The organism is Runella sp. R5_40 (assembly GCF_057652295.1).
This window is the reverse complement of record NZ_JBYFCH010000009.1, coordinates 50,242-63,360: the sequence shown is the minus strand read 5'-3', so window position 1 is coordinate 63,360 and position 13,119 is coordinate 50,242. Positions and strand designations below refer to the sequence as shown.

At 44.8% G+C, this 13,119-nt stretch carries 8 protein-coding genes; 6 read left to right on the top strand and 2 right to left on the bottom strand.

Annotated features, from left to right (window positions below; all coding sequences use genetic code 11):
- Positions 1–166: 166 nt before the first annotated feature.
- Both AC23N5_RS17010 and AC23N5_RS17005 read left to right on the top strand, forming a co-directional pair.
- Positions 167–655: an SgcJ/EcaC family oxidoreductase gene (locus AC23N5_RS17010; protein ID WP_183979294.1), complete on the top strand. Its 489-nt coding sequence runs from the start codon at positions 167–169 to the stop codon at positions 653–655.
- Between the two features lie 248 nt (positions 656–903).
- Positions 904–1,236, top strand: a complete 333-nt coding sequence (locus AC23N5_RS17005; RefSeq protein WP_487756501.1) for a hypothetical protein — start codon at positions 904–906, stop codon at positions 1,234–1,236.
- 141 nt (positions 1,237–1,377) lie between these two features.
- Here the strand turns inward: AC23N5_RS17005 and katG are convergent, their stop codons facing one another.
- Positions 1,378–3,612: a catalase/peroxidase HPI gene (katG, locus tag AC23N5_RS17000; RefSeq protein WP_487756500.1), complete on the bottom strand. Its 2,235-nt coding sequence runs from the start codon at positions 3,610–3,612 to the stop codon at positions 1,378–1,380.
- Between the two features lie 116 nt (positions 3,613–3,728).
- Between katG and AC23N5_RS16995 the strand changes: the two genes are divergently transcribed.
- From AC23N5_RS16995 to AC23N5_RS16980, 4 genes are all read left to right on the top strand, one after another.
- Positions 3,729–4,673, top strand: coding sequence for a hydrogen peroxide-inducible genes activator (locus AC23N5_RS16995; protein WP_028526849.1), 945 nt, complete (start codon positions 3,729–3,731; stop codon positions 4,671–4,673).
- Positions 4,674–4,951: 278 nt separating this feature from the next.
- Positions 4,952–7,714 carry a M14 family metallopeptidase gene (locus AC23N5_RS16990; protein WP_183979288.1) on the top strand — a complete coding sequence of 921 codons (2,763 nt, stop codon included), beginning with the start codon at positions 4,952–4,954 and terminating at the stop codon, positions 7,712–7,714.
- Positions 7,715–8,143: 429 nt separating this feature from the next.
- The gene (locus tag AC23N5_RS16985; RefSeq protein ID WP_487756499.1) at positions 8,144–9,448 is read left to right on the top strand and encodes a cysteine dioxygenase; all 1,305 of its coding nucleotides are present in this window, start codon (positions 8,144–8,146) and stop codon (positions 9,446–9,448) included.
- A 20-nt stretch (positions 9,449–9,468) separates the two neighbouring features.
- Complete coding sequence (locus tag AC23N5_RS16980; RefSeq protein ID WP_183979282.1) at positions 9,469–10,866, top strand: hypothetical protein; 1,398 nt, start codon at positions 9,469–9,471, stop codon at positions 10,864–10,866.
- Between the two features lie 45 nt (positions 10,867–10,911).
- Here AC23N5_RS16980 and AC23N5_RS16975 read toward each other — a convergent pair whose 3' ends face one another.
- Positions 10,912–12,747 carry a sensor histidine kinase gene (locus AC23N5_RS16975; RefSeq protein WP_487756498.1) on the bottom strand — a complete coding sequence of 612 codons (1,836 nt, stop codon included), beginning with the start codon at positions 12,745–12,747 and terminating at the stop codon, positions 10,912–10,914.
- Between the last annotated feature and the right edge of the window lie 372 nt (positions 12,748–13,119).

The following is a 13,119-nucleotide window of genomic DNA, read 5'->3' as shown; positions in this document are numbered from 1 at the left end:
GCTATCGCCAAAAACACTAAATAAAAAGCTACCATATTTGGATTGGCTGGTTATTACTTTGCACTACTCTCCCAAAAGTGGTGGAAACTTTCGGGAAAAAAGATAAGCGTTTAATGTTAGAGATTGGACAATCAACAATAGAGGTTTCACCCTAAAATAAAAACGAATGAAATTAAATGCTTTTGTCAGTGTATTGATAAGTGCCCTTGTCGTAGTAGCAATGAGTAACGTACATGCTCAGACCAAATCAGATACAACAAGCATCGAAACTATTGTGAATGATGAAGTAAGTGCTTGGAACAAAGGCGACGCAATCAATTATTCAAAACACTTTGCTGAAGACGGTACTTTTACAAATATTTTGGGAATGTTTTTTACAGGGCATCAAGCCTTTGTCGCGCGACATGATGATATTTTCAAAGGTAAATTTAAGGATACCAGGCTTGAGATGAAAATCGTAGCACTAAAATTCGTTCGACCCGATGTTGCCCTTGTCGAGTGTCTTACTTGGACATCAGGTTTTTTAAATGGCCCTTTACCAGGTACGGTGTTGGACGATAAGGGGCGTCTTTGTACACGATTATTACAGGTAATGGCAAAAACGGATGGCGAATGGAAAATTATAACGTATCACAATGTTGAGGTCAAAAAATAACCCGTTATCTGCCATTTACCCTAATTCTGTGACATGTTTAGAAGAAGCCGTGGAAAACTGATACCTATTTAAGTGAAATCTGGGTCGGATGGTCGTTTAAAATCAGTGGAAGGAAAGCCCTATACCGTGAACTACCTTCCCGAAAGTTTCAGAACTTTCGGGAAGGTAAGCGCCTATCATAACGATTATTAATTTTGCAGCTATACCCAATCCGAAAAGCTGTATCTTTGTTAGCCAATCATAAGAAAATGAGCGAGATAAGAGAACGATACGTCAATCCTTTTACGGATTTTGGACGGTTCGCCGCGCGATTTAAGAAGTTGTTTGGTGAAGAACCAAACACGGAATTGCAGTCTTACGAAGACAGTTTGAAGTATTATCGTGATTTGAAAAATTCGTTGGATACCGCTTTCGAGGAAGGGAAAATGGAAGGCAAAATTGAAGGTAAAATAGAGGGAGAAGTATCAAAAGCGATTGAAGTGATAAAAAAAGGGTATTCAGAAGGGCTTTCGGTAGAGGTACTTTCAAAATTGACAGGAATGTCGGTAAGCGAAGTGCGTCGAGTGCTCAATGCGCTTTAATTTACCCCAAAATTGAGTTTTATTTAAAAAATCCCCGCATGAACTACCTTCCCGAAAGTTTCAGAACTTTCGGGAAGGGGCAAAAAAACGCGGTGACCTACAGAGAGGCCACCGCGCGGAGCATATAAGAGAATAGGCTATTTATGCTAAATCAAAACGGTCGAGGTTCATTACCTTCGTCCAAGCGGCTACAAAATCGTGCGCAAATTTCTCATGCGCATCTTCACAAGCATACACTTCAGCGATGGCACGAAGCTCCGAGTTTGAACCAAAAATAAGGTCAACCCGCGTCGCTGTCCATTTTGGCTCGCCCGTAGCGCGGTCGCTGCCTACAAATACGTTTTGCGCATCCGACGTAGCTCTCCAAGTCGTTCCGAAATCAATCAAGTTAACGAAGAAATCGTTGGTAAGTGTCTCAGGACGGTCAGTGAATACGCCATGCTTCGATTTGCCAGTATTGGCATTGAGTACGCGCAAACCACCCACCAAGGCCGTCATTTCTGGCGCTGTCAAAGTCAATAATTGCGCTTTGTCAACGAGCATTTCTTCGGCTGAAATGGTATAGCTACCTTTCGAGAAGTTACGGAAACCGTCAGCGATTGGCTCCAATACGTCAAACGATTCAACGTCGGTTTGCTCTTGTGAGGCATCACCACGACCTGCCGTAAATGGCACTGTGATGTCAAGTCCTGCGTTTTTCGCTGCTTTCTCAATAGCTGCGCTTCCACCCAACACGATGAGGTCGGCGATAGAAACTTGCTTGCTCGATTGAGTGCTGTTGAACGACGCTTGGATACCTTCTAATACTTCCAATACTTTCGCCAATTGCGCAGGGTCGTTGGCAGCCCAATCTTTCTGCGGAGCCAAACGAACGCGGGCACCGTTGGCACCACCACGCTTGTCCGAACCACGGAAGGTCGAAGCCGAAGCCCAAGCCGTCGAAACAAGTTCAGAAACTGACAAACCTGACGCTAAAATTGCTGCCTTGAGTGAAGCAATGTCTTGGTCATCAATTAGTTCGTGCGAAACAGTAGGAATTGGGTCTTGCCAAATCAACTCTTCGGCAGGCACTTCTGGACCAAGGTAGCGAGCACGTGGCCCCATGTCGCGGTGCGTCAATTTGAACCATGCACGCGCAAACGCATCAGCAAATTCGTCAGGATTTTCGTAGAAACGACGAGAGATTTTTTCGTAAGCAGGGTCAAGTCGCAACGCCAAGTCGGTCGTAAACATGATAGGGGCGTGGCGTTTCGATGGGTCGTGGGCGTCAGGTACGCTATCGGCACCCATGCCGTGCTTAGGCTTCCACTGGTGAGCACCTGCGGGGCTTTTTGTCAATTCCCACTCGTATCCAAAAAGATTCCAGAAATAATTGTTGCTCCACTTGGTTGGCGTTGAAGTCCATGCGCCTTCCAAACCGCTGGTGATGGTATGTCCTGCATTTCCTGTACCGTATGAGTTGAGCCATCCCATGCTCTGCGCCGTAATATCGGCACCTGCTGGTTCAGCCCCTACGTACTGGCCTGGGTCAGCGGCACCGTGGGCTTTTCCGAAGGTGTGACCACCCGCAATCAACGCAACGGTTTCTTCGTCGTTCATGGCCATACGTCCAAACGTTACGCGAATATCGTGCGCCGCAGCAAGTGGATCGGGGTTTCCATCTGGGCCTTCTGGGTTGACGTAAATCAAGCCCATTTGTACGGCTGCCAACGGATTTTCCAAGTTGCGCTCACCTGAGTAGCGGCTATGAGGGTTGTTGCTTAACGCCAACCACTCTTTTTCTGCTCCCCAATATACGTCCTCTTCGGGTTCCCAAATGTCTTCACGACCACCACCGAAACCGAACGTTTTGAAGCCCATTGATTCGAGGGCGCAGTTACCTGCCAAAATCATCAAATCGGCCCATGAGAGCTTTTTGCCATATTTTTTCTTAATAGGCCAAAGCAACAAACGTGCTTTGTCGAGGTTGCCGTTGTCAGGCCAGCTGTTGAGCGGGGCAAAACGTTGGTTTCCTGTGCCACCTCCACCACGGCCATCGGCTGTGCGGTACGTACCTGCACTGTGCCACGCCATACGGATAAAGAAAGGACCATAGTGACCATAATCGGCTGGCCACCAATCTTGTGAGGTGGTCATCAATTCAAAAAGGTCGTTTTTAACCGCCTGTAAATCGAGTGATTTGAACTCTTCGGCGTAGTTAAACCCTTTGTCCATTGGGTTCGACAACGTAGAATGTTGACGAAGAATGTTCAATTTCAACATGTTAGGCCACCAATCGCGGTTAGAGGTGCCTCTGCCGCCTGCGCCTTTGGTTAATACTGCCCCAGAAAATGGGCATTTACCTTCGCCGTTGCCATTGTGATGTACTGAATCCATCTGAGTGAGGTTGTGGTTTGAAGTGGTTTGTTGTTTCTGATTTTTTACCAAAAGTAGAGCGAATTGCACTATCTATCAAACTGATATTATCTATATTTGTATAAATATTGTCTATAATGAACTTACAACAGTTAGAATACATCATCGCCGTTGATACCTATCGCCATTTTGTAACGGCTGCCGAAAAATGCTTTGTTACTCAGGCGACCTTGAGTATGATGATTAAAAAATTGGAAGATGAGCTTGGGGTCAAAGTTTTTGACCGAAGCCGACAACCCGTTGTCCCCACCGAAATTGGGAAAAAACTGATTGAACAGGCCAAAGTCATCTTGAAAGAAACGGCTCGTATTCGGGAAATTGTCGAATCGGATACGCAACACATGCAAGGAACACTGAAAATAGGGATTATCCCGACGCTTTCTCCGTATTTGATTCCGCTTTTTCTGCCTTCTTTCTTGCAAAAATATCCAGAGATAAAATTACAAATTCACGAGCTAACAACCAATGAAATTATCCGACAATTGAAACAAAATCAGTTGGATGCGGGGTTGTTGGCCATTCCTTTACAAGATACGGACATTACGGTGCAGCACTTGTTTTACGAGGAGTTTGTGGTATATACAGCCAAAACAGATCAGTTGTTGACCAAGAAGTATTTGTTGCCCAAAGACATTGATCTCAAACGACTGTGGTTGCTGGACGAAGGGCATTGCTTGCGCAATCAAGTGATTAATTTGTGTGAGTTGAAAGTGCAAGAGCGTCATTTTCGCCAAGTGGATTTGTCTTCGGCGAGTATCGAGACGATTAAAAAGATTGTTGAAATCAACGAAGGAATTACCGTTTTGCCTGCTTTGGCGGTTAATGATTTGAGCGAACAAGAAAAAAATAACATTCGCCATTTTCAATTGCCCGCGCCAGTACGTGAGATAGGCATTGCGAGTTTTCGGTATTTTGTCAAAGAAAAGTTGATTGAAGCCCTCAAAACCGAAATTTTAGCTCATATTCCAGAAGAAATGAAGACCAGCAGCCAGAAACAAGTCATAGAGACGGGGTTGGTATAGGTTGGTTTTGGATTACTACATAGAAAACATAGAATTTTTCACAATGGAAAACATAGCTAATGTTGCCTATGTGTAAATCCTATGTTTTCTATGTGTTTAAAATAAATGCAGCGATAGAGCCTCAAACCGAAAACCCACAAATCGCTAAATAACGGGGATTTATCAACAAAACTCCCTGAAACGCCCCTGTATCCACCCGTTTTTCTCATTTTCTTATTACTTTGTGGAGTGAATTGGGCGTTCTGCCCGTATTGACCACAAACAAACTAACTATCCAAATGAGAAAACTGTTACCGCTTCTACTCCTGGCGCTTGTATGTCATGTTGGGTGGGCGCAAATCCCGTCTCCCAAAGAGCATTTTGGCTTCAACATTGGCGACGATTACATGCTTGCCACCTACACCCAAACCGAGTCTTATTTTAAAAAATTGGCCACTTCTGACCGTGTTAAATTAGTAAACATTGGAAAAACAGAAGAAGGCCGCGATCAACCGATGTTGATTGTGACGTCGCCCGAAAACCATAAAAAACTGGCGCGTTTTCAAGAGATTTCGACTAAAATGGCTCGTGCTGAGGGGCTTACGGATGCCCAAGCGCGTGAGCTTGCCAATGAAGGTAAGGCCATTGTTTGGATTGACGGAGGGATTCACTCCAACGAAACGGTCGCTTGGATGCAGCTCATCGAAACGGCTTATCAGTTGGTTTCGCGTAAAGATGCAGAAGTGACTCGTATTCTTGACAATGTGGTTATTTTGATGACCCACATCAACCCCGACGGACAAGAATTGGTTGCTAATTGGTATATGCGTAACTCGACACCTGAGAAACGTTCGTTGGGACAATTGCCTCGCCTATATCAAAAATACGCAGGCCACGACAACAACCGCGATTTCTTCATGTTGCAGTTGAAAGAAACCCAAAACGTTGGTCGCCAATTGTTTGTTGACTGGATTCCGCAAATTATGTACAACCACCACCAACGGGGGCCTGCGGGGTCGGTGTTGGCGGGGCCTCCGTACCGCGATCCGTTCAACTACGTATTTCACCCGTTGATGATTACGGGAATTGATGCCTTAGGCGCGGCGATGATTAATCGCTTGATTGCCGAAGAAAAACCTGGTTTTACGCGTTTGGGTGGGTCGGTTTTCTCGACTTGGTACAACGGAGGCTTGCGTACGACGACGCACTTCCACAACCAAATTGGTTTGTTGACCGAAATCATCGGTGGCCCTACGCCCGAAACAGTGCCGTTGGTGCCTAACCGTTTGATTCCGAACGGAAATACGCCTTTCCCAGTAACGCCTCAAAAATGGTACTTCAAGCAGTCAATTGATTACTCGGTATCGTGTAATTATGCTGTGTTGGATTATGCCGCTCGTCACCACGACGAATTGTTGTATAATATATATGTAATGGGTAAAAACTCGATTGAGCGCGGTAGCAAAGATTATTGGACACTTTCGCCCAAAAAATCGGAAGCCATTGTAGAGGCCCAGAAAAACGACAAGACCGAAAAACCTGCCGCACCAGAAGCACCCGATCCATTCGGAATGCGTGGTGGAATCCCTGCCAAATACTACGACCAAGTGTTGAAAGACCCCAAAACGCGTGACGCGCGTGGTTACATTATTCCAGTAGTGCAAGCGGATGTGGCAACGGCGACTAAGTTTGTGAATGCCTTGATTCGCACGGGGATTCAAGTACACAAAGCGACTGCCGATTTTACGGTAGAAGGCAAAACGTACCCAGCAGGTTCGTTTGTGGTAAAAACCGCCCAGTCGTTCCGTCCGCACGTGTTGGATATGTTTGAACCGCAAGACCACCCGAACGACTTCCCTTATCCAGGTGGCCCTCCAACGCGTCCTTACGATGCCGCAGGTTGGACGTTGGCTTACCAAATGGGGGTGAAATTTGACCGTATCTTAAACGGTTTTGATGGGCCTTTCCAAGCCATTCCTTACGGAGAGCTTCAGTCAGTAACGGGCAAAGTGGATGCCGCTGCCCCAGCAGGTTATACGTTGAGCAGCCAAGCCAACAACGTTTACATTGCCGTGAATGATTTATTGAGTGCAGGTATTCCAGTATTCCGTTTGCCACAAGGGGCAGGAAGCGCGGAAGCAGGTGCTTTTTATGTTCCAGCTTCGGCGAAAGTGAAACCATTGTTGGAAAAAGCAGCCAAAGAATTGGGTGTTGATGCCGTGGGAGTAGCCAAAAAACCTACAGGGACGTTGGTAAAAGTAGCTCCTTCGCGGATTGCTTTGTGGGATACTTACGGTGGTTCGATGCCTTCGGGTTGGGTACGTTTGTTGATGGAACAATACCGTTTTCCAATGCAAGTGATTTATTCTCAAGAAATAGATGCGGGCGAGTTGCGTAAAAAATTCGACGTCATTGTGTTTGTAACGCGCGCTATTCCTGCGCCACCAAGTGCAGGTCGTGAGAACGATCCTTTTGCGGCCTTTGCAGGAAGTGATCCAAAAGCGGAAGACATTCCAGCCGAATACCGTGCGTCATTGGGACGTATTACGGCCGATAAGTCGATTCCACAATTGAAGAAGTTTATGGAAGAAGGTGGGAAAATTGTGACCATCGGTACCAGTGCCAACTTGGCGTATCACTTAGGAGTACCCGTGCGTAATGCCCTTACCGAAATGACAAATGCAGGGGTAGAGCGCCCGTTGCCTGCCGAAAAATACTACATTCCAGGAAGTTTGTTGCGCGTAACGCTTGATTCGACGCAGGCCGCTACCTGGGGAATGGCCAACCAAGCCGACGTGTATTTTGACTCAAGCCCTGTGTTTAAACTAGCCCCTGCGGCGGTTGCCAAAGGCGAAGTAAAACCGTTGATTTGGTTTAGTGCCGACAAGCCACTTCGCTCGGGATGGGCGTGGGGACAAAGCTACCTGCGCGATGGCGTAGCTGCTTTTGAAGCACCAATTGGCTCAGGAAAACTCACCGTTTTTGGGCCAGAAATTACGTTCCGTGCGCAATCACAAGGAACGTTTAAGTTGCTGTTTAACCAACTTTATACGACGAACTAAGTGCTAAAGCACAAGTTAACCGTTATTTGTTAATTGTTATTCGTTCAAAATCAACGAATTATATTAAAACAAATACCCTAAAACTTTTGCACTGCTACTTAATGTTTAGCTAGCTTCGTTCAAAACGCCAAGTTGCTTCGGTAGCTTGGCGTTTTTTGTGAAAAAATGACAGGAAATGTCCGAAAAGTAAAATTTTTCAACGGTAGAAACGTTGGCGAATGTACTTTTTTTTCTATCTTGCTTGCAAGTCTGAAATGCTTAAACCTCAACGTTAACGATTATGAAAAAAAGAACATCCATCTTCTTACATCACCGCTGTCAATAGCACTTTAAAGCGTTTTTTTCTCCTTTTTTCTATCCTTTCAGTACGTTTTCCGAACGTATGGTTTGGCTATTTCTGTCTATTTAATAATTAACACTCAACGCTTTATGTCTTACAGTAACTCGCAAAAGAATTTGCCACGGGCAATTAGCTTACTTCCTCCCGTTGAATTTGCTACCCAAGGGCTCGATCATGAAGAAAGTGGGGCAAAAACCTACGTTTTGCCGATTCACGGGCAAGGGGTATTCCTGTTTTCAGTCATTGAACCGTCTAACTTAGAGGGAGAAACTGTATCCATTTTCTTCTGGGATACTTTTTACAAAGATGGCCTTCGTTTTACCCTCGGAGTCGGTACTTTGGAACTGTCGCGTATTTCGGAAGAGACCCCTTTAGCAACCGTCAATACGGGCTTGGTTCAGAACAAAAATGCGTTTTACTGGATAAGTCTTGATGCACACCAACGCGCCATTAAGTTTGGGGTAGGGGAAGCGCGGTTAGAAACGATGTCGTTTCAATACGTTTTAGAAGGAAAAACGACCAACGAAAACCATGAATTGGTGCGCTTTTTGGAAAAACTTACCACGATAAAAACCCCTTCAGTTGATTCTTTCAAACCTCTCAAATTGCTGCGCGACCCCATTGTGCAATCGTCGCCTTTGAGGGTGAAAAATACGGAAGAATTGACCATGGGCGACATTGCCAACAATTCGTTTTTGCCTAAATCAAACCTTTCGACCATTGCCCAAAAACTGTACGATAACGTGGCTGGAAAACGCTTTGTGCTTGATGATGAGTCGTTTCCGCAGTTTTCGCAAGCCATTGAGTACAGTATTGCCAATCCCAACGGTTGGTGCAATGCCACACTTATCAAAAAAAGCGGCGAGTTTGGTGAGAAGAACCTGAATAAAACCTATTTGCGCATTACCTTGGGAGTCAACAGTGGCGAGTCGCCTGGTGTACCTTACGTGATGGAAATTTGGCCTCCAGGGCATTATTCCCCCATTCATAACCACGCGGGAGCCAATGCTATTATTCGGGTGTTGCACGGGGCGATTTCGGTCAAACTTTTTCCATTTTTAGGAACCGACGATGAAGAAAGCGTCGCGGGTTTTGCGGTGGCTACGTTTTCCAAAGACGATATTACGTGGATTAGCCCCGAAATGAACCAAATCCACCAGCTCAAAAACCTTGATGGCAACGTCGAAACCTGTATTACCATTCAGTGCTACATGTACGATGCGGAGGACCAAACGCACTACGATTATTTCGACTACCTTGGCACAAAAGGGAGTACCGAACATTACGAGCCCGATTCGGACGCGGATTTTGTTTGGTTCAAAGCCCAGATGAAAAGCGAATGGGAAGCCCATTTGAAGCAACAAGAAGAACAATTTCTCAAAAGCAATTTATAACCAAAACCCGTCTCAACCGTATGAATTCTCAACGATTTACGAACACCTTGGCCATGGCAGCCGTGGGTGGCTTGATGATGCTCGCCTGTAAAAGTGGCTCAGAGCAAACTACTTCTTCGGCTTCCGAAGCACTCGTTATCACGAGTTCAGCTGCGGGAAATTTCCCGAGCTATTGCCCCATTTTTCCCGTTCCAGCGGGCACCAAAGACACCTTTTCGCTCAGTCAGGCGTATCCTGACACGTTTGATGTGAACGCAGCGGAACCTTGGATGGAGGTGGATTTTCGGACCGATTATCAAAAATACATGAAAACTGTCCTCGCGTATGCAATGGAGGGCAATTTGGAGGTGGACTTTAACGTACAAAAAAATGCCGTTCGTCAGTGGTACAGCGCGCCTTGGATGCACGACGATGGCAAGCGCCCAGCCGAAAAAGGCCAAAACTCAGGTCGGGAGTGTTTGCACGGACTCACGCGCGAAATCACCATTCCTGTCGGAACGCTGGCGGCGGCTCAAACCGTGCCTTATCAGACTTACGCCATTGCATTTTATAACCAACCAGGAGGCTACACGATGGGTAAAGTGTGGAGAAATCCAGACAAACCAGCGGTAAAACAAAGTACATTCCCCGAAGGAACGGTGGCGTTCAAATTGCTTTTTACTGAAGCAGATACCACGCAAGTGCCTTATTTGGCGAATTCTAAAAAGTGGACGGCCAATATTTTTTATCCGTACAATGCCTACGCCGAGCGTGTCAACAAAGATGTACGTTTGTTGCAGCTCGATATCGCCATCAAAGACGAGCGCGCTACCGAAACTTCGGGCTGGGTGTATGGAACTTTCATTTATGACGCATCACAGTCGGGCTCGTCGTGGGTAGATCGCATGGTGCCCGTGGGACTTATGTGGGGTGATGATTCGGGCGATTCGACGATGTTGAATATTTCCAACAAATACAACCCTTCACTCAAGCAATCGGTCATCAACCAGAGCTTGTTGACGGTACCACCTGCGGGTTCTAACAAGGCGTACGTGACGCACCTTGGGATGGGCGGGCGCATGAACGGCCCCGTGGACAACCCGATTTCATCGTGTATTTCGTGCCACGCGCGGGCAGCTATCAGCGACGAAGGTGTACCTGCGAGCATTGCCAATTTTGGGGCTAAAAAATACACATATCAAGATTTTCAGACGTATTTTAGCACCATTCCATGCGGGGTAACGACGATTACTCAGAAAGATTCAAAAGGCACTGAAACAACCTTTACAACGGGCGATTATTCGTTTCAGTTGGTCAATGGTATCCGTAATTTTATGGCCCTTTTACCGCCACCTGCGGCCAAGCAAGGGATGCTTCGAGCGGCGAAACGCAAACCGATTCCAATGGTAAGCCGCGATGGTAGCGTCGATTTGGATTAGGTATTAGTAGTGTAAAATAGCCCTCTCCAAAGACCTTGGAGGGGGCTATTTTTTGAATTCAAGTCTAAACGTTGTCCCCTCGTTGGGTTTGCTCGTGACCACAATGTTGCCGCCATTGGCTTCGACCAATTCCTTCACAAGTACCAAACCGAGTCCTGTTCCTTTTTCACGGGCGGTTCCAACCTGAGAAGTTTGTTTACTTAATTGGAATAAACTTTTTACTTTCTCTGGTGACATTCCGATGCCTGAATCTTTTACTTCAATAAAGATGCTATTTTTTGTTGTATTGTAGTTTAGTTGCACATCACCATTAGGATGACTGAACTTTAGTGAGTTATGAAGCAGATTTCGTATGATAATAATAAAGTGATTTTTATCAATAGAAATTTGATTTTCTAAAGATATTAAATTGTGTATATTAATATTTTTAGTTTTAAATGATTGAGCTAAAACTCTTGCCTCATCTTCAATGATAGGGTGAATGAAAATTAGTTCTTTCTTGGGAAAAAAACCACCGAGTTGCGAGACTGACCAGTGCAAAACATTTTCGAGCATGTCATACACCGTACCAAGCTGAAACGTAAGGCTTTGCGCTGATTCTTTAAATTCTTCTTGGCTCAATTCGCCCCAATTGACTAGCATTAAGTAGTTTTTTAGTCCAATAATGGGTGAGCGTAAGTCATGAGAAAGAATGGCAAAAAGTTTATCCTTGGTGGAATTGATGCCTTGAAGTTCTTTTTTTCTGGATTGTTCTTTGCGGTAAAAGTGGTAAATAGAGCCACTTAGCACTAATATTAACAAAGCAACGGCGGCTGCTAAATAGGTAAAAAGCTGTTGTTTCTCCACTTCCTTTTGTTTAATGGCCACATCACGTTCAGCTTCGGCTTGAATAACTTTTTTACCTGCATCGTCCGTAAGCCGCTCGATAACTTGCTGATTTTCGATGGCGTGAAATTTTTTATGACATTCGAGAGCAAGTGAGTACTGTTTTTTCTTTTCGTATATTTCTGATAAAAGCTCAAAAGCCATCCCTTTTGCTGGCAAATTAAACCCAATCGTATCGCGAAGCGATGCCACTTCATTGGCATACTTGATGGCTAAGTTGGGGCGGTCATTTTTGAAATAGATGGAGGCGACAATTAGTTTTTCGTCTAAATCAAGGTTAGTTGCCGAGATTTTGTCCACTAAAGCCATTGTTTTGGCGTGATACAGGGCTTGTTCTTCTTTTTTATCGGGATGATTTTTTAGGGCATCTACCAAACTATTATAGGCAGTAATCTTGGTAAAAGGGTCGGCGTTGGTTCGTTCCATTAGTTTAACAAGCCGTCGATTTACAGCGACTTGTTCATTCCACCTTTTGTCGTTTTCGAGGTTTTGTGAAAGAGAAATGAAAGGGCCATCTACGGGATCAGGGGCTTTTTCAAGGTATTCAATCGCCGTGTACATAATTTTATACATTTCGGCGCGATTGTTCTGGTGGTGATGGATGATTCCCATGGCGTAATAGACCCAGCCAATAAATAGGTTATTTTGGGCGTTTTCGGCCTCTATCAACGCTTTTTGCAACCACTTAAAGGCTGTTGACTCATCAACTTTGCCGTACAAATAGGTAAGTGCAGTGTAATGAACGGCTTTGAAGCGATTTACTTTGTCGTTGTGCTTTTTTGCCAATTGGTATCCTTCGTGGTAAAGTGGTAGCAACTCATCTGCTCTATCGGTATATTTTGTAGGCTTTTGGGAAAACAAAATACGCAGTTTCGCGGTGTCTGAGTTTGCTTGTTTGAAGGCGGATGCAAGTTCATCAAAGCTCGGAGAGGTTTGGGAGAAAACGCACAAGTTGAAACAGAAAAAGACAAAAAATAGAAGTCCAGTTTTTTTCATGAACGCTTTGGTGGATAGTAATTAACAAATATAACACAAGACAAGCACTTCTTTAAAAGACATTCGGTATTTCATTTAGTGGGCAAAAGATAGTAGTTGTTATTTGGGCTTGTTTTGCTTGTTAATTGTGCTGATAGACAGGAGGTTTGTGGTATTTATTTGAGGTATTTTTATCCATAAATCACGGTAGATAAATAACAGATATAACTCTCTAAAGTAGAATATCAAGTTGTGAAAAATAAGGGTTAACCCTTATATCTTTTGGTTTTTTTTTGCTATTTATTTGTAGCTTCAAATTTAATGCAAAACAATTATGAAGCTCGTTTACCCAATCTTCTTAACTCATCAAGTTTTTAGACCTGCTTTGGGCGT